Origin of the sequence: Caulobacter sp. SL161, assembly GCF_026672375.1 — a bacterium.
Lineage (GTDB): Bacteria > Pseudomonadota > Alphaproteobacteria > Caulobacterales > Caulobacteraceae > Caulobacter.
The window spans coordinates 2,255,716-2,277,592 of the sequence record NZ_JAPPRA010000001.1 but is presented as its reverse complement, the minus strand read 5'-3'; the positions used below and the strand labels follow the sequence as shown (position 1 = coordinate 2,277,592).

The 21,877-nt window shown below is 66.8% G+C and carries 22 protein-coding genes; 4 read left to right on the top strand and 18 right to left on the bottom strand.

All coding sequences use genetic code 11. From position 1 onward, the window contains the following. Positions 1–10 precede the first annotated feature (10 nt). The 13 genes from OVA11_RS11105 to OVA11_RS11045 all read right to left on the bottom strand — a co-directional run bounded on the left by OVA11_RS11105 (position 11) and on the right by OVA11_RS11045 (position 13,472). Positions 11–1,321: a serine hydrolase domain-containing protein gene (locus tag OVA11_RS11105; RefSeq protein WP_268067438.1), complete on the bottom strand. Its 1,311-nt coding sequence runs from the start codon at positions 1,319–1,321 to the stop codon at positions 11–13. Between the two features lie 111 nt (positions 1,322–1,432). After that, positions 1,433–2,821: a serine hydrolase domain-containing protein gene (locus OVA11_RS11100; protein ID WP_268067437.1), complete on the bottom strand. Its 1,389-nt coding sequence runs from the start codon at positions 2,819–2,821 to the stop codon at positions 1,433–1,435. Next, positions 2,818–5,097: a DNA topoisomerase IV subunit A gene (parC, locus tag OVA11_RS11095; RefSeq protein ID WP_268067436.1), complete on the bottom strand. Its 2,280-nt coding sequence runs from the start codon at positions 5,095–5,097 to the stop codon at positions 2,818–2,820. The genes OVA11_RS11100 and parC overlap by 4 nt, the downstream gene beginning before the upstream one ends. A gap of 71 nt (positions 5,098–5,168) precedes the next feature. Then, positions 5,169–6,755, bottom strand: a complete 1,587-nt coding sequence (locus OVA11_RS11090) for an alkaline phosphatase D family protein (protein ID WP_268067435.1) — start codon at positions 6,753–6,755, stop codon at positions 5,169–5,171. Between the two features lie 53 nt (positions 6,756–6,808). Next, entirely contained in the window at positions 6,809–7,540 is a 732-nt protein-coding gene (gene recO, locus OVA11_RS11085) for a DNA repair protein RecO (RefSeq protein ID WP_268068947.1), read from the bottom strand. Between the two features lie 151 nt (positions 7,541–7,691). Beyond that, positions 7,692–8,543 carry an arylamine N-acetyltransferase family protein gene (locus OVA11_RS11080; protein WP_268067434.1) on the bottom strand — a complete coding sequence of 284 codons (852 nt, stop codon included), beginning with the start codon at positions 8,541–8,543 and terminating at the stop codon, positions 7,692–7,694. After that, positions 8,536–9,486: a GTPase Era gene (era, locus tag OVA11_RS11075; RefSeq protein ID WP_268067433.1), complete on the bottom strand. Its 951-nt coding sequence runs from the start codon at positions 9,484–9,486 to the stop codon at positions 8,536–8,538. The genes OVA11_RS11080 and era overlap by 8 nt, the downstream gene beginning before the upstream one ends. Before the next feature lie 40 nt (positions 9,487–9,526). After that, positions 9,527–10,000, bottom strand: a complete 474-nt coding sequence (locus OVA11_RS11070; RefSeq protein WP_268067432.1) for a GNAT family N-acetyltransferase — start codon at positions 9,998–10,000, stop codon at positions 9,527–9,529. 331 nt (positions 10,001–10,331) lie between these two features. Beyond that, positions 10,332–11,027, bottom strand: coding sequence for a ribonuclease III (gene rnc, locus OVA11_RS11065; protein WP_268067431.1), 696 nt, complete (start codon positions 11,025–11,027; stop codon positions 10,332–10,334). A gap of 9 nt (positions 11,028–11,036) precedes the next feature. Next, positions 11,037–11,882 (bottom strand): signal peptidase I, encoded by an 846-nt coding sequence (lepB, locus tag OVA11_RS11060; protein WP_268067430.1) that lies wholly within the window; start codon positions 11,880–11,882, stop codon positions 11,037–11,039. Between the two features lie 123 nt (positions 11,883–12,005). Next, positions 12,006–12,299 carry a hypothetical protein gene (locus tag OVA11_RS11055; RefSeq protein WP_268067429.1) on the bottom strand — a complete coding sequence of 98 codons (294 nt, stop codon included), beginning with the start codon at positions 12,297–12,299 and terminating at the stop codon, positions 12,006–12,008. Positions 12,300–12,309: 10 nt separating this feature from the next. Then, a complete protein-coding gene (gene acpS, locus OVA11_RS11050) occupies positions 12,310–12,711 on the bottom strand; it encodes a holo-ACP synthase (protein WP_268067428.1) in 402 nt (133 codons plus the stop codon). Then, entirely contained in the window at positions 12,708–13,472 is a 765-nt protein-coding gene (locus OVA11_RS11045) for a pyridoxine 5'-phosphate synthase (RefSeq protein WP_268067427.1), read from the bottom strand. The genes acpS and OVA11_RS11045 overlap by 4 nt, the downstream gene beginning before the upstream one ends. Before the next feature lie 178 nt (positions 13,473–13,650). Here OVA11_RS11045 and OVA11_RS11040 point away from each other — a divergent pair, with 178 nt between their 5' ends. Beyond that, positions 13,651–15,270: a M20 family metallopeptidase gene (locus OVA11_RS11040; protein ID WP_268067426.1), complete on the top strand. Its 1,620-nt coding sequence runs from the start codon at positions 13,651–13,653 to the stop codon at positions 15,268–15,270. A 92-nt stretch (positions 15,271–15,362) separates the two neighbouring features. On the opposite strand, the gene pyrE is transcribed toward OVA11_RS11040, so the two are convergent. Further along, positions 15,363–15,947, bottom strand: coding sequence for an orotate phosphoribosyltransferase (pyrE, locus tag OVA11_RS11035; protein ID WP_268067425.1), 585 nt, complete (start codon positions 15,945–15,947; stop codon positions 15,363–15,365). An 81-nt stretch (positions 15,948–16,028) separates the two neighbouring features. Here pyrE and OVA11_RS11030 point away from each other — a divergent pair, with 81 nt between their 5' ends. After that, positions 16,029–16,436 carry an NUDIX domain-containing protein gene (locus tag OVA11_RS11030; RefSeq protein ID WP_268067424.1) on the top strand — a complete coding sequence of 136 codons (408 nt, stop codon included), beginning with the start codon at positions 16,029–16,031 and terminating at the stop codon, positions 16,434–16,436. Positions 16,437–16,482: 46 nt separating this feature from the next. Here OVA11_RS11030 and OVA11_RS11025 read toward each other — a convergent pair whose 3' ends face one another. From OVA11_RS11025 to folK, 4 genes are all read right to left on the bottom strand, one after another. Further along, on the bottom strand, positions 16,483–17,130 hold the full coding sequence (locus OVA11_RS11025; protein WP_268067423.1) for a hypothetical protein: 648 nt from the start codon (positions 17,128–17,130) through the stop codon (positions 16,483–16,485). A 97-nt stretch (positions 17,131–17,227) separates the two neighbouring features. Beyond that, positions 17,228–19,447: a RelA/SpoT family protein gene (locus tag OVA11_RS11020; protein WP_268068946.1), complete on the bottom strand. Its 2,220-nt coding sequence runs from the start codon at positions 19,445–19,447 to the stop codon at positions 17,228–17,230. Between the two features lie 110 nt (positions 19,448–19,557). Next, positions 19,558–19,917 carry a DNA-directed RNA polymerase subunit omega gene (gene rpoZ, locus OVA11_RS11015; protein ID WP_010919426.1) on the bottom strand — a complete coding sequence of 120 codons (360 nt, stop codon included), beginning with the start codon at positions 19,915–19,917 and terminating at the stop codon, positions 19,558–19,560. Between the two features lie 128 nt (positions 19,918–20,045). Beyond that, the gene (folK, locus tag OVA11_RS11010; protein ID WP_268067422.1) at positions 20,046–20,540 is read right to left on the bottom strand and encodes a 2-amino-4-hydroxy-6-hydroxymethyldihydropteridine diphosphokinase; all 495 of its coding nucleotides are present in this window, start codon (positions 20,538–20,540) and stop codon (positions 20,046–20,048) included. Positions 20,541–20,588: 48 nt separating this feature from the next. Between folK and OVA11_RS11005 the strand changes: the two genes are divergently transcribed. Then, positions 20,589–21,185 (top strand): LabA-like NYN domain-containing protein, encoded by a 597-nt coding sequence (locus tag OVA11_RS11005; RefSeq protein ID WP_268067421.1) that lies wholly within the window; start codon positions 20,589–20,591, stop codon positions 21,183–21,185. Position 21,186: 1 nt separating this feature from the next. Then, entirely contained in the window at positions 21,187–21,864 is a 678-nt protein-coding gene (locus tag OVA11_RS11000) for a uracil-DNA glycosylase (protein ID WP_268067420.1), read from the top strand. Positions 21,865–21,877: the final 13 nt, after the last annotated feature.

Here is a 21,877-nt window from a genome sequence, read left to right as displayed (position 1 = left end):
AGCTTGGCGGTTACTTCTTCGGATCGATCAGCGCGTCGTAGACAAGCTTGGCGCTGTCGTCGTCGATGTCCTTGATCGCCGGATCGCCGCCCTTGTTGAGGATGTGGATCATGCCCAGGAAGAACAGGTCGTTCCTCGGGTCGATCCAGAACCAGGTGCCGGCCGCGCCGCCCCAGCTGTAGGTCCCCTCGCCCTGCGGCCCGGCCTTGGCGCTGTCGAGCACGACGGCGAAGTCGAGACCAAAACCGCGACCGCGCGCGGTGTTGAAGGGCGGCTCGCTGGAACTCATGATCGCATCGCTCAGCGCGTTGGTGCGCATCAGCGTCACGGTCTCGGGCTTCAGGATGCGGGCGCCGTCCAGCGCGCCGCCGTTCAGCAGCATCTGGGCGAAGCGGGCGTAGTCGGCGTTGGTCGAGACCAGACCGCCGCCGCCCGAGGCCATGGCCGGCGGCTTGGTGATGTCGAGCACCATGTAGCCGTCCGCCGGGACCAGCTTGTTGACCTTCGGGCTCCAGACGTAGAGCGACGCCAGACGGTCGGCCTTCTCGGCCGGCAGCCAGAAGCCGGTGTCCTTCATCTTCAGCGGATCGAAGATCCGGGCCTTCATGAAGTCGCCCAGCGACTGGCCGGTCAGCTTCTCGACGATCAGGCCCTGGATATCGACGGCGATGCTGTACTTCCAGCGCTTGCCCGGCTGGTCCACCAGCGGGATCTCGGCGATCGCCTTGACGAAATCCTCGCGTGAGCGCGCGCCCAGCACCTTGTCGGCATAGGCCTTGTCGAGGGGGTTGTCCGGCGTGAGGCCGTAGGCGAAGCCCGCCGAATGGCTCATCAGCTCGCGCATCGTCGGCGGGCGCTCGGCCGGGACTGTGTCGAACGACCCATCGGCGTTGACGCCCTTGAGGACGCGAAGATTGGCGAACTCGGGGATGAACTTGCTGACCGGATCGTCCAGCGTCCACTTGCCCTCTTCGAAGAGGATCATCATGGCCACGCCGGTGACGGGCTTGGTCTGAGAATAGATGCGGAAGACCGTGTCCTTGGTCATCGGCGGGCCATCAAAGCCCTTCTTGCCGTGAACCTGGAAGTTCACGACCTTGCCGTGGCGCACCAGCATGGTGGTCACGCCAGGCAGGTGCCCCTTGTCGACGAGGCCCTGCATGTGGGCGTCGAGCTTCTTCAGGCCCTCGGCCGAGAAACCCACGCTTTCCGGCGAAGCGGCGACAATGGCGGGCGCCTTGGTCTCCGCCCAGGCCGCCGGCGCTCCACTCGCCAGCAGCATCGCGACCGCACTGGCCGCCACCCATTTCCGGAACGCCAACCCTACCTCCCAAACAATTGTTTGAGAGACCTTAGAGCGACGCCTTGGCGGTTGGAACCCGGTATTTTCGGCCGCTTCGAAAACTCAGCCGAAGCCGGCGTGTTGCCTGGGTCAGCGCGAGACCGTCGGCCGCACAGGGGCCTTCGCAGAGACCTGGACCGGCGGCATCGGCGGCCGCTCCAGCGCTTGGTAGACCAGGGTCCGTGACTGAGCATCAAGGCCGGGGCCCACCCCACCCAGTCGCTGGATCATGCCGACGAAAAACAGGTTGTTGGCCGGATCAATCCAGAACCAGGTGCCCGCGCTGCCGCCCCAGCTGACAGTGCCGGGGCCGACCGGCGCGCCAGACGCCGCCGGGTCAACGGCGACCGCCATGTCGATCCCGTAGCCCATGCCCGCCGCGAACGGGAAAGGCCGAGCCGCCGGCGCCAGAACCCCTGCGGTGCCATTGGTGGTGACAACGAAACCCTCGGGCAGATGGTTCTGGGTCATCAGGCCCACGGTTTCCGGCTTCAGAATCCGGACGCCGTCGAGCTCACCCTTGTTGAGGATCATCTGGGCGAAGCGCGCGAAATCTCCGGCCGTCGACAGCAAACCACCGCCCCCCAGCGGCGCGGCCGGCGGCTTGCTGACGTCGCGCCAGGCCCCCTCGACCGCAGGGACCAGCTGCCCGGTGGCCGGATCGCCGTCGTACAGCGCCGCCAGCCGGCCTTGCTTCTCCTCGGGCACATAGAAGGCGGTGTCCTTCATGCCCAGCGGCGTGAAGATGCGCTCCTGCATGAACACCGGCAGGCTCTGACCCGACAGCTTTTCGACGATATAGCCCTGGATGTCGGCCGCGACGCTGTAGCGCCACAGCTGTCCGGGTTCGGCGAACATCGGCAGGCCCGAGACCTTCTGAACCAGGTCGCTCAGCGACGCCGACTGCAGGACTTCGGCCCGGTAATAGGCCTGGTCGGCCGGGCTGCTGGGATCGTTGGCCAGTCCATAGGCAAAGCCCGCCGTATGGGTCATCAGCTCGCGCATGGTCGGCGACCGCGAGACCGGCGTCAGGATCGGCTGTCCAGTCTCATCCACGCCACTGGCGATCCTGAGATTGGCGAACTCCGGCACGTGCAGGCTGACAGGATCGTCCAGCCGCCACAGACCCTGCTCATAGAGGATCATCATGGCGACGCCGGTGACCGGCTTGGTCTCGGAGCGGATGCGGAAGATCGCGTCCATCGGCATCGGATCGCCGCCCAGCACACGGCGCCCGAAGGCGCGGGCGTGCACCACACGGCCATGCCGCGCCAGAACGGTCACCGCGCCGGCGACCTGCCCCCGGTCGACCATAGCCTGCATATGATCGTCGAGGCGCTTGAGGCGTTCGGCGTTGAAGCCCCCCTCCTGCGGCTTGCCCTTCGGCAGGGCCAAGGCCGGGGTCGCGGCGACGGCCGCGCAGCCGAAGACGCCGGCCATAAGGCTCAACGCGCGGCGACGCAGCCGTCCGATCCTCATTTGGGCCGGAACCGCTTGTTGGTGGCGAAGCCCTTGGGAACCAGCTTCCCGGCGCCGGCGCGGCGGCCCACCCATTCCTTCCACTCGGCCCAGTCACGGCGACGGCCGGCGGTGTCGATCCAGTAGGCGCCCGTTTCGGCGTTGAACGACAGGCCATCGCGCAGACCGCCTTCGCGATAGGCCTGCAGCTTGACGCCCTTGCCGCGCGGCATTTCGGGCAGCTCCTCCAGCGGGAAGATCAGGATCTTGCCGTTGTCGCCGATCACCGCCAGCTGGTCGCCGACGGCTTCCAGGCAGAAGGCCGCGCCTTCATTGCCGACGTTCAGGACCTGCTTGCCGGCCTTGCGGTTGGCCAGGGCTTCTTCCTCGGGCATCAGGAAGCCATAGCCGCCCTTCGAGGCCAGAATGCGTTTGCGGCCAGCCTTGAACGGGAAGACCTCGATGATCTTCACCTTGTCGTCCAGCTCGATCATCATCCGCACCGGCTCGCCGTGACCGCGCGCGCTGGGCAGCTTGTCACAGCCCAGCGTGAAGAAGCGGCCGTCGCTGGAGAAGATCAGCAGCTTGTCGGTGGTCTCGGCCGGGACCAGGAAGCCCAGCTTGTCGCCTTCCTTGAACTTCAGCTCCGAGGGATCATCGATCTTGCCCTTGGCGGCGCGGATCCAGCCGCGCTCGGACAGGATGATCGTGATCGGCTCGCGCACGATCATCGCCTCGATGGCGGCGTCGGCGTCGACCTGCGGAGCCTCGCCGAACACCGAACGACCGGTAACGCCCGTGGGGCGCGGCTTGTCCAGCGGATGCTTGATCTTGAGCAGCGCCGCGCGGACCTCGGAGAGACCCACGCCGACCAGCTTCCACTGCTTGGCCTCACTGGCCAGCATGGCCAGAATGCCGTCGCGCTCTTCCACCAGTTCGGCGTGTTCGCGACGGATTTCCATCTCCTCCAGCTTGGCCAGTTGGCGCAGGCGGGTGTTGAGGATGGCGTCGGCCTGGATGTCGGACAGGCCAAAGGTCTCGATCAGCTTTTCCTTCGGCTTGTCCTCGTAGCGGACGATCCGAATGACCTCGTCGAGGTTCAGATAGGCGATCAGCAAGCCGTCCAGGATATGCAGACGGGCTTCGATCTTGGCCAGACGGTGACGCGCCCTGCGGGTCAGCACCTCGCGGCGGTGAGCCAGGAAGGCCATCAGGGCCTGCTTGAGACCCATCACGCCCGGCGTGCCGCGTGCGTCCAGCACGTTGATATTGACCGGGAAGCGGCTCTCCAGCGCCGAGAGCTTGAACAGGCTCTCCATCAGCACTTCGGGCTCGACGTTCTTGGACTTAGGCTCCAGCACAAGCCGGATGTCCTCGGCGCTCTCGTCGCGGACGTCACCCAAGAGGGCGGCCTTCTTGCTGTCGATCAGGTCGGCCAGCTGCTCGACCAGATCCGACTTCTTCACCTGGTACGGGATCTCGGTGACGACGATCTGGTACGTCCCGCGCCCGGTGTCTTCCTTCTCCCACTTGGCGCGCATGCGCACGCCGCCGCGACCGGTCTCGTAGGTTTCCAGCAAGGACGCGCGGGACTCGACGATCACGCCGCCGGTCGGGAAGTCCGGCCCCGGGACCTTTTCCAGCAGGTCCGCCGTCGTCGCGTCGGGATTGGCCAGCAGCAGCTGGCAGGCGTCGATCAGCTCGGCGGCGTTGTGTGGCGGGATCGAGGTGGCCATGCCCACCGCGATGCCCGACGAGCCGTTGGCCAACAGGTTCGGGAAGCCCGACGGCAGCACGACCGGCTCTTCGTCCTGGCCGTCGTAGGTGGGGCGGAAGTCGACCGCGTCTTCGTCGATGCCGTCCAACAGAAGCATCGCCGCTTCCGTCATCTTGCACTCGGTGTAGCGCATGGCCGCGGCGCTATCGCCGTCGATATTGCCGAAGTTGCCCTGCCCCTCGACCAGCGGGATGCGCTGGCTGAACTCCTGGGCCAGACGCACCAGGGCGTCATAGATCGAGGCGTCGCCGTGCGGGTGGAAGTTACCCATCACCTCGCCGACCACCTTGGCGCACTTGCGCGCCGCGGCGTCGGGGTTCAGCCGCATGTTGCTCATCGCGTAGAGCACGCGACGGTGCACGGGCTTCAAGCCGTCGCGCACGTCGGGGAGCGCCCGCGAGCCGATCGTCGAGAGCGCATAGGCCAGATAGCGCCGCGACAGCGCTTCGGTCAGCGGCTCGTCGAGAATGCGGTCGCCGTCGTCAGGGCCGCCGGGGGGAGGAAGGACAGGCTTGTTCATCGAGGGGATTCGTTACTCCGGGGAAGGAGTCTAGCAGAAATCCCCTCGACGATTCGAGCGGTCAGGCCCTCTTACGCCTGAACGATCCCCGTCTTTCCGGCCTCCAGCGCCCATTTGGCGCGGGTCGACAGCTTGCCGTCCCGGCGGGTGATCGCGTCCAGCACCTTGAACTCGGTGACGAAAGCCTTGGGTGTCACGTCGCAGAGCGCATAGCCGCGCTGGGCGTTGTTGAACTTGAGGATCGGATTGGCGGCCTGGATCCTGGCCATGTCGGCGCGCTGGTCGGTCCCGTCGCCGCCGGAGCTGATCGAGGTGACGACAAACTCCGACGCGATCGGAGCCCCTTCAGCCTTGGCGCCGTCGAGATAGAGATCACCGGCGTAGTTCTGGTGCTCGTCGCCGGTGAGCACCACCACATTGCCGACCTTGCGGTCGCGGATGGTCTGCAGCAGGCGGTTACGCGGCATGCGATAGCCCGCCCACGAGTCCGGATTGACCGCCTTGCCCTCGCCCGGCTCGCGGTCGAGGTCCATCATCATGATCTGCTGGGCCAGCACGTTCCAGGTCGACTTGGACTCGATCAGGCCGTTGGTCAGCCACTTTTCCTGAACCTGGCCGATCACCTCGGCGCGCGAAGCCTCCACGGCGTCGCAATAGCCGAAGCGATCGCCGCAGGGCTGGTCGGTGCGATACTGGCGCGTATCCAACAGGTTCAGGTTCAAGAGCTGACCATAGGTCGCCCGGCGATAGATCTGCAGCGACGTGCCGGTCGGGAAGCTCGACGCCCGCAGCGGCATGTTCTCGTAGTAGGCCTGGACGGCGGCCTGGCGGCGCAGGTTGAAGATCTTGGGATCGACGCCGTCCTGGTCGAGGTCGGTGACCCAGTTGTTGTCGATCTCGTGGTCGTCCCAGACCGTGAACCACGGCGCGGCCGCGTGGGCGGCCTGCAGGTCGGGGTCCATCTTGTACTGGGCGTAGCGGCGGCGGTAGTCGTCGAGGCTGTAGATCTCGCCGCCGAAATGCTGGCGTACGTTCTCCACCGGACCGCTGGCGCTGTTCCAGACCCGGTTGCCACGATACTCGTAGATGTAGTCGCCGTAGCAGAACACGAAGTCGGGATTGTCCTCAGCCAAACGGCGATAGGCCGTGTAGTAGCCCTGCTCGTAGTGTTGGCAACCAGCGACCGCGAAGCGCACGCGATCCAGCGCGGCGCCCATCGCGGGCGTCGTCCGGGCGCGGCCCGTCAGGCTGCGCTCGCGGCCCGCAATGAAGCGGTACCAATAGTCCCGGTTCGGCTGCAGCCCGCCGACTTCGACGTGCACGGCATGGCCCAGCTCCGGCGGCGCGATCGCCGTCCCCTTGGCCACGATGTTGCGCATGTTCGGCGCGTCGGCGACTTCCCATTCGACAGCGACGGGCGCGCTGGGCATGCCATAGCCGATCTCCAGCGGCTCGGGCGCCAGACGCGTCCAGATCACGAACCCGTCCGGCGACGGGTCGCCGGAGGCCACGCCCAACTGGAACGGATAGGTCTGAAACACCGCCTGAGCCAGGGCCTTGCCGCTCTCCAGCGGGATGGACATAGCGGAAACGGCGGCCCCGCCAAACACCGCCAGCATGCGACGACGGCTCAGGGCGTAGCGATCGAGGACGGACATGGCGGTACTCCAATAGACTGAGAATTCGCGATAGCGCCGCTGTGTGACGGTTCTTAGAGCTTATCGGCCTCGGCCAGGCGATCCAGCAGCCAAAGCCTGGCTGGCGGCAGCGGCCTGTTCAAGGGCCCGAAGACGAACTGCTCCAGAAAATGGCCGGTGATGTCCAGGCCCGCCTTCACGTCGCCTTCCGCCAGCCCGCCCTGCGAGGACAGCATGAACGGCGGCAACGGCAGCAGCTTGTCATGATAGGGCTTGCCCGCCTCGCGACTGACCGCGCGGCCCGTGCGGGGACTGACATAGACGAGATCGTCGAACGACCCGGTGGCCGCGCATTTGGAAAGATCCAGGCCAAAGCCCAGCTCCTGCAGCAATCCGGCCTCGTAGCGGACATAGACGGCGGGCCAGATGTCGGGGATTTCCAGCACGCGGATCAGCGCCTCCAGCGCGTGGAACGCTCCGGGATGGGCCTCGCGCTCCGGTAGGGCGGCTGCGGCGACCGCCGCCGCCGCCGACAGGCCGGCCAGGGCCAGGCGATCATCGAACAAGCTTGAGGGCCCCTCGCCCATCGGCTCCAAAGCGGCCGAGCCCAGTTGCCCCTCGACCTTGGCCCGGTAGCGGGCGATCACCCGCGCGCCGGGCTGCAGGAAGGGCTTCATCCGCCGCGACGCCGCGCCGGCCACATGCGCGGCGACCTTGCCCCGCGCCTCAGTCAGGAGTTCGACAATGGCCCCCGTCTCGCCGTGCGAGCGGACGCTGAGCACGAACGCCTCGTCTTCCCACTCCAGACTCATGCACCCTCTCCCAAGGGGAGAGGGAGGGGCCCGGGCGAAGCCTGGGAGGGTGAGGGGTTTCGACGGCCAGGGGTGTAACCCCTCATCCTCCCACGCCCTGCGGACGCGGGCCCCTCCTTCTCCCTCTGGGAGAAGGTTGCGGGGGTCAGGACGGCGTTCCCCACGCCACGACCTTTTCCAGCACCGGCCGCCAGTCGGCCTCAACCGGCAGGCCGATCACCTGGCGCAGAGTCGCCTCCAGCTCATCGACGCTCAGGTCGCGCTGCTCGACGACCGCGCCGGTGACATCGCGGTGCGTAAAGCGGTTGTTCTTCAAGGCGTAGCGCGCGGTCGGCGTCGTGCGTCCCACCGTCATGCTCCAGGTGAAGTGCGAGCTGGGGTGGGTGTAGGTGTAGAAATTGGCCTGCTCGTAATCGACCTCGGCCCAGGCGCCTTGCGACACCTGATACAGCGGCGCCCACCGGCCCGACAGATCGGCCTGGACCTGACGCTCGGCGACGCCATTGGTCTGCGTGTCGACGATGCGGAACTTGCCGTGCGGGCTGTCCTGAACCTCATCCGAGAACAGGCGCAGCGGCGCGGTCAGCACGCAGCCGCCAAAGCCGGCGTCGGCCAGCCAGGTCTCGCCGTCAATCGTGACGCCCAGCACCTGGTGCGAGCGCGGACGCGGCGGCGCGCCTTCCGGCGCCATCCACAGCACGCGGGCCATCAAGCCCTCGACCCGGAAGCCCAGCGCCTGCAGCACGCGCTTCAAGAGGCCGTTCTGCTCGTAACAGTAGCCGCCCCGCCCGGCGCCGATCAGCTTGGCGTCGACATCGGCCGGAACGATGCTGATCCCGCGTCCCAGGAGCACATCGAGGTTCTCGAACGGGATGGCGTCCGGATGGCGGAAGGCGATGGCCCGCAGCACGTCCAGGGTCGCCTCGCGCGGGCCGTCATAGCCGATGCGCGCGAAATAGGCGTCCAGGTCGACAGCTGGGGCCGGCGCGTCAAACATCGAAGTCGAGGCCAATGTCGCTGAACAGGCCGCGCTCCTCGGCCCAGTTCTCCTTGACCTTCACGTGCAGGAACAAGTGAACCTTGCGGTCGAGGATGTCGCAAAGTTCTTCGCGCGAGGCCTGGCCGATCCACTTCAGGGTCTGGCCGCCCTTGCCGATGACGATGACCCGCTGGCCTTCGCGCTCGACCAGGATGGTCTGCTCGATCCGCACCGAGCCGTCCTTGCGTTCCTCGAAGGCGGTCGTTTCCACGGTGGCCGCATAGGGCAGCTCCTCGTGGACGCGCAGATAGACCTTCTCGCGGGTGATCTCGGCGGCCAGCAGACGGGCCGGCAGGTCGGCGGTCTGGTCTTCCGGATAGAGCCAGGGGCCCTCGGGCATCAGTGAAACCAGCTTGGCGGTCAGGTCCTCGACGCCCGCCCCCGTCGAGGCGCTGATCATGAAGACGTCGCTGTAGACGCCGGTGTCGAAGAAGTCCTTGGCCACGGCCAGCAGGGTGTCGCGCTTGATCCCGTCGATCTTGTTCAGCGCCAGGATCACCTTGCGGTCGGCGGCCTTCAGGCCCTCGATGATGGTCTGGACGTCCTGGGCCGAGCGGTACTCGCCGGGCGTGGCCTTGTCGGCGCGACTGGCCAGCTCGGCCTGCACGTCGACGAGGTGGACGGTGGCCTCGGCCTCTTCGGAGCCCGCCCACGCGGCGCGGACCATGGCGCGGTCCAGGCGCCGGCGCGGGCTGAAGATCCCGGGCGTGTCGACGAGGACGATCTGGGTGTCGCCCTCGATAGCGACGCCACGCACGGGGAAGCGGGTGGTCTGGACCTTCTGGGTGACGATCGAGACCTTGGCCCCGACCATGCGGTTGACCAGGGTGGACTTGCCGGCGTTGGGCGCGCCGATGATGGCGGCGAAACCCGCACGAGTTTGGGAGGTGGTGTCAGTCATTGCGCGTGCGTGTAGCACAGCGGGACCGGAATTCCTCCCCCTAGGCCTTCCGCGACTGTCCGTAGATTTCGACGGTCTGGCCGTCGGGGTTGATGTCGGTGCGCAGCCAGCGTGAGCCGATACGCTCAGCCACCGCGACCGAAGGGGTGTTGCCGGGGTCGATCCGGTGGCGGGCTTCGCTCCAGCCAAGGTGCATGAAGGCCCAGCCGACGGCGGCGGCCGCCGCCTCAGTCGCGTAGCCGCGCCCCCAGAAGGCTGGCAAAATCGCCCAGCCGACCTCTGCGCGGTCGGGCGCTTCCGGAACCCACGGACCGACACGACCGACCCAGTGGCCAGTATCAGCCTCGAACACCGAAAACAGCCCGCAGCCGCGCAGCGCCCACATGCCCGCCGCAAGGGCGAGGCCGTCCCAGGCAACGTCCCGCGCCTTGGGTCCACCGAAGAATCGGGTCGCCACAGGATCGGCGTCAAAGGCCGCCCAGGCATCAAGGTCGGCCTGAACCGGCGGTCGCATCCTCAGGCGGTTCGTTGAGAGTTCGAGCGTCATGACGGAAAGCTACGCTTTGCCGGCCGGTGACGTCGAGGCGTGTGTACGCCACACCACGCGATCGCTCGCTCAAGGGATGTAGAGAGAGGGGTAGCGCCCCTGACGGCGAGTGATTGATCGTACGCGCTTCGACCTTGCGAATTCCGAGCGCACAGCGCTGCGAACGTTCCTACTTGCCGCCCCCATGCTCACGCCTCCCCCAATAGAATGTAGAAGGGGCGCATTTACTTCCGCCTACTTTGGGGGCGGAAGGACCACGCAACGCGTGGTCAGGTGGTGGCACGCGGCGGTAGCCGCCCTACTCCGCCCCTTCACGCTCCAGCAGCGCTTTCGCCGCTGCCTTCTCGGCCTCCTGCCGGGACTTACCCTTGGCGATGGCGGGGTCCACGCCCTTGACCGCGACCTCCACGGTGAACACCGGCGCGTGGTCAGGGCCGGTGCGGTCCATCACGCGGTAGGTCGGCAGCGGACGGCCCTGGCCCTGCGCCCATTCCTGCAGCGCGGTCTTGGGATCGCGCGGACGCCCCTCGCCGGCGCGGTCGAACTCGTCGGCCCACAGCTCGAGGAACACCTTGCGCGCCGCCTCCAGCCCGCTGTCCTGATAGAGGGCGGCCATCAGGGCCTCGGTGGCGCCGGCCAGGATCGAGTCGGTCTCGCGGCCGCCGATCTTGCTGGACGAGGCCGACAGGCGCAGCGCCGGACCCAGCTCGGCCTTGCGGGCCACGCGGGCGCAGGTCTCTCGGCTGACCAACGCGTTGAGGCGCGGCGCGAGCTCGCCCTCCTTGGCCTTGGGGAAGCGCTCGGCCAGCGCCTCGGCGGCCAGAAGGCCTAGGACGCGGTCGCCGATGAACTCCAGCACCTCGTTGTCGCGGACCTTCTTGGCCCCGTCCCCGACGCTGGCGTGCGTCAGGGCGCGTTCGAGCAGTTCGCGGTCTTCGAACTTGTGGCCGATCCGGCGCTCCAGGTCGCCGACGGCGGCGACCCGTCTATCCATTGGCGGCGATCACTTCAGCACATGGAAGAAGCGGCTGGGACGCGCGTTCAGGAACCAGGTCCACGGCTTGAAGAGGCTGGCCTCGGCGTTCCACGACAGCAGGATGATCTGGGCGCGGCCAACGAGGTTCTCGGCCGGCACGAAGCCGACGCCGATCTCGTCGCCGATGTACTGATCCAACTCATAGTCCCACTTGCAGGCGCTTTCCTTGTAGGGCGAGACGCCCGGATCAAAGCGGCTGTCGGCCGAATTGTCGCGGTTGTCGCCCATGAAGAAGTAGCAGCCGGCCGGAACCGTATAGACGCCGGTGTTGTCGCCACGGCTGTCAGGGCCGAAGTCCTGGATGTTGTACGGACGACCCTCGGGGCTGGTTTCCTGGAAGCGCTGCACCTGCTGGGTGAAGCCATAGCCGGTGTCGACCAGGGCCGGCGCCTGCGCCTTGCGCGGCAAGGCCTTGCCGTTGATGTAGACTTCGCCGCCGCGGATCTGGACCTTGTCGCCGGGCATGCCGATCAGGCGCTTGATGTAGTCGGTGCGATTGTCGCGCGGCAGCTTGAAGACGACGATGTCGCCGCGCTTGGGCGCGCGATCGAAGATTCGGCCCTTGATGATCGGCGGGCTGAACGGGATCGAGTGCTTGCTCCAGCCGTAGCTGAACTTCGACACGATGATGTAGTCGCCCTGATAGAGGTTGGGCTCCATCGAGGCCGACGGGATCGTGAAGGGCTGGAACAGCAGGACGCGCAGCACCAGGGCGATACCCAGCGCATAGGCGACGGTTTTGACGATCTCGATAAGCTCGGCGACGACGCCCTTCTCTTCGGGCGGCGTGAAGTCGTCGGCGGCGTCAGTCATGCGGGCGCGGAGCTCTACGAAATGGGATGGCCGGCGAACCGGTACGGCTTTGCTAGACGGGCTTGGCCGGACGGGCAAGAGCGGCGCGTAGCCAAGCTTCATGGCGAGGTTTGGGCCGCCGCGTCAAACGTCCTCGGGCAGCAGGCGAATCTCGACCGTGCCGCCGGCCTCGTAGATGGGGTTGCCGGCCAGGCAGGTCTCCGCGTCGGCGAGGCTGTCGGCGGCGATGCACACGAAACCCGTGATGTGCTTGGACACCGGTCCTGGCGCGCCGACCTTTCGGTAGCAGGCGCCCTCGCCCACGGCGCTGCCGCCGCGCAAGCGCCCCGCGCTGGCCAGACCGTCCAGATAGGCCTCCCAGTCGGCCGCCCGCTCCTCGCCGCCGTCGTCGTGCATCAGCAGGATGTAGTCGGCCACGCGGGTGTCCCTAGCGCTTCGGCAAGGCCTCGATGATCACGAAAGCCTGGGCGTAAGGGTGATCGTCGGTCAGCGACAGATGGATCACAGGCTCCATCCCTTCGGGAACCATGGCGTTCAGGCGTTCAAGCGCCCCGCCGGTCAGGGCCATGGTCGGCTGGCCCGACGGCAGGTTGACAACACCCATGCCCGCCAGATGCACACCGCGCTTCAGGCCCGTGCCGAGCGCCTTGGAGCAGGCTTCCTTGGCGGCAAACCGTTTGGCGTAGCTGGAGGCGCGATCAGGCTTGCGCTCCGACCGCGTCCGCTCGATCTCGGTGAAGACCTTGTTCGTGAACCGGTCGCCGAACCGCTCCAGCGACTTCTCGATTCGCCGGATGTCGCAGAGATCCGAGCCGATGCCGATGATCACGCCAGGACCTCAAGCTCGACGCGCGCGGCGTCCATCAACGACCGCATGCGGTGGATCGCTTCGGGCAGGCCCACGAAGATCGCCTCGCCGATCAGGAAGTGGCCGATATTGAGCTCGGCGATCTGCGGGATCGCGGCGATCGGCTTGACGGTGGCGTAGTCGATGCCGTGCCCGGCGTGGACCTCGAGACCCAGGTCGTGCGCGAGCGCGGCGCCGGCTTTCAGGCGCCGCAGGATCGCCTCGGCCCGCGCCTCTTCGCCCGCCCGCGCCGCATCGCAATAGGCGCCGGTGTGCAGTTCGACGACCTGGGCGCCGGCCGCGACCGAGGCGCGGATCTGGTCGGGATCGGGCTCGATGAACAGCGAGACCCGCGCGCCGACCGTGCGCAGCCGCGCCGTGGCGTCGGCGATGCGGTTCTGGCCCTTGATGACGTCGAGGCCGCCTTCGGTGGTGACCTCCTCGCGGCGCTCGGGCACCAGGCAGGCGGCGTGGGGCCGGGCGCTGAGGGCGATGCCGACCATCTCGTCGGTGACCGCCATCTCGAAGTTCAACGGCTTGCCACGCTTGTGGCAGAGGTCGGTGAGCACCGCGATGTCGGCGTCGCTGATGTGACGGCGATCTTCGCGCAGATGGGCGGTGATGCCGTCGGCGCCGGCGATCAGCGCCAGTTCGGCCGCGCGCACGGGCTCGGGATAGGATGCGCCGCGCGCATTCCGGATCGTGGCCACGTGATCGATATTGACGCCCAGTCGCAAGCTCATGCGCTCAGGTCCTCCTGCCTTCGACGGCAGGGTTACTCCCCCCGCCGCCCGAATCCTAGGGCGCCGCGCCCCACTTGGGCAGGTGAGGAATCGCACGGACAACGGGCGCTGGCCGGATGGACAAAGCCGGGAAGGCGCCGGATCGTGTCGCCGGGGCAAGTGGGGGAGACATCAAGCCATGCTCAAGAAGACCGGTCTCGCGATCAGCGCGAGCCTGCTGACGCTCGTCATCGCGCAGGGCGCGACCGCCGCCGAGATCTCTGCGGGCAAGCTCAAGAGCCTGAAGGCCGAGGCTGTCGCCGGCGTCGAGAACCGGGCCAAGCTGGCCCAGGTGATGAACGACAAGATCTTCTCGTTCGGCGAGCTGGGCTTCCAGGAGGTCGAGACCTCCGCCTACATCACCAAGGTGCTGGAAGAGAACGGCTTCACCATCCAGCGTGGCGTGTCGGGCATCCCGACCGCCTGGACGGCGACCTGGACCCACGGCCAGGGCGGTCCGACCATCGCCCTGGGCAGCGACATCGACTGCATCCCCAAGGCTTCGCAGAAGCCCGGCGTGCCCTGGCATGATCCGATCATCCCCGGCGCGCCGGGACACGGCGAGGGCCACAACTCCGGTCAGGCCGTGAACGTCGTCGCCGCCCTAGCGGTGAAGGACCTCATGCTCAAGCAGAACATCCCCGGGACCATGGTTCTGTGGCCGGGCGTCGCCGAGGAGTTGGTGGCGAGCAAGGCCTATATGGTCCGCGACGGCGTGTTCAAAGGCGTCGACGCCACGATCTTCACCCATGTGGGCGCGAACCTGCAGACCACCTGGGGGCAGCCGTCGGGCACGGGACTGGTTTCCGTGAAATACAGCTTCCACGGCGAATCCGCCCACTCGGCCGGCGCGCCGTGGCGGGGGCGCAGCGCCTTGGACGCGGTCGAGCTGATGAACATCGGTTGGAACATGCGCCGGGAGCATCTGCGGCCCGAACAGCGCTCGCACCACGTAATCAGCGACGGCGGCGACCAGCCCAATGTCGTGCCGTCCGAGGCGACCGTCTGGTACTATTTCCGCGAGCAGACCTTCGACGCGATCAAGAAGAACTGGGCCATTGGCGACAAGATCGCCAAGGCCGCCGCCGACATGACCGACACCAAGGTCAGTTCCGCCATCGTCGGCACGGCCGCGCCGCGCCACTTCAATCGTCCGATGGCCGAGGCCGCGCAGAAGAACATCGAGCAGGTCGGCCTGCCCAAATGGACGGACGACGAACAGGCCTTCGCCAAGGCGGTTCAGAAGAACGTCGGCTCGACCAAGCAACAGGGTCTGGACGTCAAGCTCAAGGGCCTCAAGCCGCCGGAGGAGAAGCCCGAAAGCGGCGGGTCGGACGATATCGGCGACATCTCTTGGATCATGCCGACCATCACGATCAACTATCCGTCGAACATCCCCGACCTGCCCGGCCACCACTGGGCCAACGCCATCTCGATGGCGACGCCGATCGCTCATAAGGGCGTGGTCGCCGGCTCAAAGGTGGTGGCGATGACGACGCTGGACCTGCTGACCCAGCCAAAGCTGCTCGCCGAGTCGAAGGCCTACTTCACCAACGTCCAGACCAAGGAGCAGAAGTACGTGCCGATGCTGTCGGCCGCCGACAAGCCGCAGACCCAGATGAACGCCAACATCATGGCGACCTACCGGCCCGAGATGACGAAGTACTACTATGACCCCGACAAGTACGGGACGTATCTGGAACAGCTAGGGATCGCCTGGCCGGTCAAGACGCTGACGCCGCCGGCGGGGGCGAAGTAGGCGGGGGCAACCCAGCCCCGAGAACGCGTGTCATCCCGGCCGAAGCGCAGCGTAGAGCCGGGATGACACCCTTTATAGTGTGACGCGCTCGCTCAGCCCTTCAGGCGGCGGCTGCCCGGATCCTCGATCGGGATCGCGGCCAGCTCCGGCGGCAGGGCGTCGGCCGGATAGGCCGGGACTTCCAAGCTGGCCAGGGCGATCAGCGGCACGCCGACATCGGCCTTGCCGCCCGAGCGGTCGACGATGCAGGCCGCCGCCACGACGTCGCCGCCGGCGTCCTTGATCGCCTGGATGCACTCGCGCGATGACAGGCCGGTGGTGACGATGTCCTCGACCATCACGACCTTCTGGCCGGGCTCCAGGTGGAAGCCGCGACGGAACTTGAAGCCGCCGCCTTCGCGCTCGACATAGATCGACGGCACGTTCAGGTGGCGCGCGGTTTCATAGCCCGGAATGATGCCGCCGACGGCCGGCGACACCGCCACGTCGACCTGGCCCACCGTGGCGATGATCTTCTCCGCCAGGGCTTTGCAGAGGCGCGCGCAGCGCTCAGGGCGCATGAACACCAGGTTCTTCTGCAGGAAGACGGGGCTGTGCAGGCCGCTGGACAGCACGAAGTGGCCTTCGCGCAGGGCCCCTGCGGCGCGGAATTCGTCGAGGACGTCATCGTTGGTCATGAGCGCTGCCTATAGCCCAAGCCTCCGAGTCTTCAAACGTCGCCTTGCGTTTGCGGGCCGTTTCACGCTCTACCGCCCGGCATGACCCAAGACCCTCAACGCCCTCGCGTCGGTTGCGGCGCGGCCATCCTCGACGGCCAGGGCCGGCTGCTGCTGGTCAAGCGCGTCAAGAACCCCGAGGCCGACCACTGGGGCGTGCCCGGCGGCAAGCTCGACTGGGGCGAGGCCGCCCGCACGTGCGCCGAGCGCGAGATCCATGAGGAGCTAGGCGTCCGGATCACCGCCGGCCGCGTCCTGTCGGTCACCGACATGGTCGCCGACGACTACCACTGGGTGGCGATCACCTACGCCGTCGAGCGCTTCGAGGGCGAGCCCGTCATCCAGGAAGCCCACGCCCTGCACGAATGGGGCTGGTTCGCGCTCAACGCCCTGCCCGCCCCGCTGACGGCGGCGACGCGCGATGCGGTGGCGGCGTTGAGGGCGGGTTAGGCGGCTTGCGCCGGGAGCGGTCGAGGCGAAGCTCTGCAATGGGTGGTTAGCGGACGTTCGCCAATTCCATTGACAGCCACTCCGTCAAGTCAGCCCACGGCCCACACCGTTCGGGCGCCTCCGAGCTTTCATTGCCTCGACCGGAGATGGCGCCGTGCGGGCTCATAAAGTAGCCGATCTGTCCGCTACCGCCGACATTTCGCGACGCGAATAGGACGTCCTCGATTTCGGCTTCTGCGTACCCAAGGCGCCAGTGACGACCGCTCGCAATATCTAGAGGGGAACGATTTAACCTATCCAGCAAAGGCGGATTATCGGCCATCGATCTGGGCACGCCGTAGATTTTCAAGCCGAATAAAGAGCAACCGTTCAATTGACTGAACAGATTCAACAAATGGACAGATAGCTCGAAGCCGTGAAGCGCCTGATATTTCAAAAGCGCAGTGGATGGCAGCGGAGGGAAAAGGACAACGTCGTAGGCTTGAGTGCCTATGTCCGGGCGATGTCCACATAAGAGTGGACCATCCTCGCCTCCCTCAACCCACGCGCCCGACGCGCCTACAGTGGTCACTGCCTCTTTAATCGGCTTCAAAGCTTCAGAAAGCGAGTCGACGCGCGCCGCAAACCGCTCCTGGTCGAGTGGCGTCCTTTGGGAAGCTACGGCTAGTTTCGGCTTGAAAAATTTGGTCAACATATTTCCCTCAGCACACAACCTGAGGGACACGATCAAAGTCCGCAATGGGTCGAAACCCGCCCCCCCCGCAATCAGTCCACAATCCGACGGCCGCCGCCTACCCCCGGGTCCGGTCGACCGTCTCCACCGACGGACAAGCCCGCAGCGCCGCCTGGATATTGGTCAGGTGCTTGGCGTCTCGGACCTCGACATCGATGTCGGTGTCGAAGAAGTCGCTCTGCCGGTGATGCATGCGCAGGTTGACGATGTTGCCGCCGGCCTCGCCGATGATGGTGCAGACCAGACCCAGCACGCCGGGCGCGTTCTGGATGGTGGCGTGCAGGCGGGTCAGCGAGATGGTCGAGCGTTCGGCTTCCGGCGTCCAGTTCAGGTCGCGCCAGAGCTCCTCGCGGTCTTCGTATTCGGCCAGACGCGGGCAGTCGATGGTGTGGACGTCCAGGCCCTCGCCGTCCTCGCGCAGGATGCCGACGATGCGATCGCCCGGCACGGCGCTGCAGCAGTGGGCGAAGTGCAGCGAGACGCCCGGCGTCAGGCCACCGCCACGCACATAGAGCCGCGCCGCCTCCTGGCCGCCTTCGATCTTGCGCCGGGCCGTCGCGGCTTCGCGCTCGGAGTCCTTCATGCCCGGATAGGCGGTCTCCAGCACCTGGCTGGGCGACACGCGACCACGGCCGACGGCGTCGAACAGCGCCTCGTCGCTCTCCAGCACGAAGCGCTCCAGGATCGGTCGCAGTGACACGTCCTTGAGCTTCTTGCCGGCCCGCTCGAACACCTGCTCCAGCGACGCACGGCCCAGGCGCAGGAACTCTTCCTTCTCGGTCTGGCGGATGTGACGCCGGATGGCCGAGCGAGCGCGGCCGGTCACCGTAAGCGAGCGCCAGTCGGGCGGCACCACGGGCTTGGAGCCCCGCACCACCTCGACCACGTCGCCATTGACCAGCGGCGTGCGCAGCGGCTTCAGCTCGCCATTGATCTTCACGCCGATGCAGGTGTCGCCGACGCTGGTGTGGACGGCATAGGCGAAGTCCAGCGGCATGGCCCCGCGCGGCAGGCTGACCAGCTTGCCCTTGGGCGTGAACACGAACACCTGGTCGAGGAACATCTCGAGCTTGGCGTGTTCGACCAGCTCCTCGCTGTCGCCGCCATGCTCCAGCACCTGAACCAGCTGGCGCAGGTTGGCCAGCGGGTCGCGGCCGCCGGCGGCTTCCATGCCCTCCAGGTCGAGCCCGTACGAGGCGTCCTTGTAGCGGAAGTGGGCGGCGACGCCCTCTTCGTTGACGCGGTCCATGCTCTCGGTGCGGATCTGCATCTCGATGCGCATGCCGCGCGGTCCCACCACGGTGGTGTGCAGCGAGCGGTAGTTGTTCCGCTTGGGCGTCGAGATGTAGTCCTTGAAGCGGTCGGGCACGCTGGACCAGGCCCGGTGCACGACGCCCAGGGCGCGGTAGCAGTCTTCCTCGCTGTCGACGATCACGCGGAAGGCGTAGATGTCGGACATCTGCGAGAAGCCGATCGACTTGCGCTGCAGCTTGCGCCAGATCGAATAGGGCGATTTTTCGCGGCCGAAGACCCGCGCCGGCAAACTGGCCGACTCCAGACGCGCCGCGATTTCCTGGCTGACCAGCGCCACCGCCCCGCCCTGCTCCTCGCGCAGCACGTCCAGGCGCCGGATGATGGCGTCGCGCGCCACCGGGTTGGTGTGCTGGAAGCTGAGCTCCTCCAGCTCGGTGCAGATGCGGTGACAGCCGATATTGCGGGCCAGGGGCGCGTAGATGTCGCGCGTCTCGCGGGCGATCCGCTCGCGCTTGGCCTGGTTCTTGATGAAGTGCAGCGTCCGCATGTTGTGCAGACGGTCGGCCAGCTTGACCAGCAGGACGCGCACGTCCTTGGAGATGGCCAGGATGAATTTGCGCAGGTTCTCGGCCTGCCGCATGTGCTCGGCCTGCAGCTCGAGCTTGGACAGCTTGGTGACGCCCTCGACCAGTTCGCCGATCTCGTCGCCAAACAGCTTGGCGATCTCTTCCTTGGTGACCGGGGTGTCCTCGATCACATCATGCAGCAGCGCCGTGACGATGGTCGCGGTGTCCAGCCGATACTCGGTGAGGATGCCCGCCACCTCGATCGGGTGGGCGTAGTAGGGATCGCCGCTGGCCCGGGTCTGCGAACCATGCATGCGCATGGCGTAGACATAGGCGCGGTTCAACAGCGCCTCGTCGGCGGTCGGGTCATAGGCGTGGACCCGCTCGATCAGTTCGTACTGGCGAAGAAACTTGGGGCGCGGCTTGGCCGGCGCGTCGGTCGTCGCGGCGGAAGCCAGAGACGACGACGCGCCCGATTCGGTCCCCGAGGGGAGCGAGGCGGGCGCGCGTTCGGATGGAGCGGTCTGGCCGACCGCTTCAAGGGTCAGAGGGTCTGCGCCGTCGGGGCTCAGTACCGCTCCTCCTGACCACCGTCCCGGTCGCTTTGCAGCGCGCGGACCAGTTCCAGCTCGCTCATCTGCATGTGGCTGGGATCGGCCAGCAGGGCCAGGGTTTCGGCCTCTTCCTCGGCCTCGGTGTGCTCGTCAACACGCTGCAGCGTGCTGATGAGGTGTTCCTTCAGGCCTTCGTGGTCGATCACGTCGTCGGCGATCTCACGCAGGGCGACGACCGGGTTCTTGTCGTTGTCGCGGTCGACCATCAGCGCGGCGCCGGCGGAAATGCCGCGAGCGCGGTGGGCCGAGAGCAGAACGAGCGCGAAGCGGTTCGGAACCTTCTCGACGCAATCTTCGACGGTGACGCGGGCCATGAGTTCCTCGGGCTGCCGGTAAGCAATTGCAAAATAGGCTTCTGTGCGGCGACACGCAACGCCGCGCACGAGCATCCTGCTTTCGCGAGCGGGCGCTTATGCCCGCTTCGGGGTGCGATGTCCACCCTCTAGGCCGTCGGCGCCGCCATTGGTCGCGCATCGCGGCCGACCGTCGCGGTCGCCGCCAGGCGAAAGGCCGGTTCGCCGGTGACGGGGTGAATCCAGCCCGAATAGAGCTCTGAAAGCGGCCCCATCACAAACAGCCGCTGGTGGGCGCGCGGATGCGGCACCACCAGGCCGTCGTCCAACACCGTGCGGCCATGGGCGATGAGATCCAGGTCCAGAGTGCGCGGCGCATTGGCCTCTCCCCTCGCCCGCCCGAACCGCGCCTCCAGTGAATGCAGCGCGTCCAGAACCTGGCGCGGCGAGAGCGTCGTCCGCACGACCGCCACGCCGTTCAGATACGCGGGCCCAGCCGGGTCAGGCCAAGCGGCGGATGTCCACCAGCCCGACCGCGTCACGACCTCCAGCCCAGCCTCCGGCAGCGCCGCCACGGCGGCTTCCAACAAGGCCTCGCGACTCGTATAGGCTCCGGGCAGATTGCAGCCGAGCGCCACGATCACGGCCTCATCCAAGTCATTTCGAACGACCTGATTTTTCAAGGAATTACCGTGACCTTCTATCCGACCGACCGCATCGCCCTGTTTATCGACGGGGCCAATCTCTATTCCGCCGCCAAGGCTCTGGGCTTCGACATCGACTACCGCAAGCTGCTCGACGAGTTCAAAAAGCGCGGGATTCTTATCCGCGCCTATTACTACACCGCGATCGCCGAGAACGACGACTATTCGCCGATCCGGCCCCTGGTCGACTGGCTGGACTATAACGGCTTCACCCTGGTGACGAAGCCGGCGCGCGAATTCACCGACAGCCAGGGCCGCAAGCGCTGGCGCGGCGACATGGACATCGAGATCGCCGTCGACATGCTGCAGATGGCCGAGACTGCTGACCACCTGGTGCTGTTCTCGGGCGACGGCGACTTCCGCGCCCTGGTCGAGGCAGTGCAGCGCAAGGGCCGCCGGGTGACGGTCGTCTCGACCATGAAGAGCCAGCCGCCGATGACCAGCGACGATCTGCGCCGTCAGGCCGACAACTTCGTCGATCTCGCCGACCTCGGAAACATCATCGGCCGCCCACAACGCACGCCGCCGCGCCAGATGATGGACAACCGCACCCCGGCCGAACGCGACGCCGACGACGAGTACTGAGATGAGCCAGACTTCCAATATCGTCGGTGAAGTCGTCCCCAATCCCGCCGAGCCGCCGCGCGACTGCCCGCTTTGCCCGCGCCTCGTGGCCTATCGTCGCGAGAACCAGGACCTCTATCCGGACTGGTTCAACGGCCCCGCCCCCTCGTTCGGCGACAGGAACGCTCGCCTGCTGGTCGTGGGCTTGGCCCCTGGCCGCAAGGGCGCCAACCGTACGGGCCGGCCGTTCACCGGCGACTATGCGGGAACCCTGCTCTACGAGACCCTGATCAAGTTCGGCTTCGCCACCGGTCAGTTCGAGGCGCGGCCCGACGACTCCCTCAAGCTGATCGACGCGGCGGTCACCAACGCCGTCCGCTGCGCCCCGCCCGGCAACAAGCCTGAAACTTCCGAAGAGAACGCCTGCCGACCGTTCCTGAAGGCGCGGCTGGATATGTTCCCGAACCTGAAGGTCATCGTCACCCTGGGTGACGTCTCGCGCCGAAATGTGCTCAAGACCCTGGGCCTGAAGGCCTCAGCCGGCGTTCCGGGCCACGGCTCGGAGTTCCAGGCCGGACCCTACCGGATCTTCAACAGCTACCATTGCTCGCGGCTCAACACGAACACCGGCCGCCTGACGACGCCGATGTTCGAGGACCTGTTCGCGCGAGTGAAGGCCTATCTGGACGAAGCGGGCTGAGAACAGCCCGCTT

Bases quoted from the DNA above. Each gene is read 5' to 3' on its own strand.
- OVA11_RS11100 (WP_268067437.1), bottom strand. From the start codon at position 2,821: ATGAGGATCGGACGGCTGCGTCGCCGCGCGTTGAGCCTTATGGCCGGC.
- parC (WP_268067436.1), bottom strand. From the start codon at position 5,097: ATGAACAAGCCTGTCCTTCCTCCCCCCGGCGGCCCTGACGACGGCGAC.
- OVA11_RS11090 (WP_268067435.1), bottom strand. From the start codon at position 6,755: ATGTCCGTCCTCGATCGCTACGCCCTGAGCCGTCGTCGCATGCTGGCG.
- OVA11_RS11080 (WP_268067434.1), bottom strand. From the start codon at position 8,543: ATGTTTGACGCGCCGGCCCCAGCTGTCGACCTGGACGCCTATTTCGCG.
- era (WP_268067433.1), bottom strand. From the start codon at position 9,486: ATGACTGACACCACCTCCCAAACTCGTGCGGGTTTCGCCGCCATCATC.
- OVA11_RS11070 (WP_268067432.1), bottom strand. From the start codon at position 10,000: ATGCGACCGCCGGTTCAGGCCGACCTTGATGCCTGGGCGGCCTTTGAC.
- rnc (WP_268067431.1), bottom strand. From the start codon at position 11,027: ATGGATAGACGGGTCGCCGCCGTCGGCGACCTGGAGCGCCGGATCGGC.
- lepB (WP_268067430.1), bottom strand. From the start codon at position 11,882: ATGACTGACGCCGCCGACGACTTCACGCCGCCCGAAGAGAAGGGCGTC.
- OVA11_RS11045 (WP_268067427.1), bottom strand. From the start codon at position 13,472: ATGAGCTTGCGACTGGGCGTCAATATCGATCACGTGGCCACGATCCGG.
- OVA11_RS11040 (WP_268067426.1), top strand. From the start codon at position 13,651: ATGCTCAAGAAGACCGGTCTCGCGATCAGCGCGAGCCTGCTGACGCTC.
- pyrE (WP_268067425.1), bottom strand. From the start codon at position 15,947: ATGACCAACGATGACGTCCTCGACGAATTCCGCGCCGCAGGGGCCCTG.
- OVA11_RS11030 (WP_268067424.1), top strand. From the start codon at position 16,029: ATGACCCAAGACCCTCAACGCCCTCGCGTCGGTTGCGGCGCGGCCATC.
- OVA11_RS11025 (WP_268067423.1), bottom strand. From the start codon at position 17,130: ATGTTGACCAAATTTTTCAAGCCGAAACTAGCCGTAGCTTCCCAAAGG.
- rpoZ (WP_010919426.1), bottom strand. From the start codon at position 19,917: ATGGCCCGCGTCACCGTCGAAGATTGCGTCGAGAAGGTTCCGAACCGC.
- OVA11_RS11000 (WP_268067420.1), top strand. From the start codon at position 21,187: ATGAGCCAGACTTCCAATATCGTCGGTGAAGTCGTCCCCAATCCCGCC.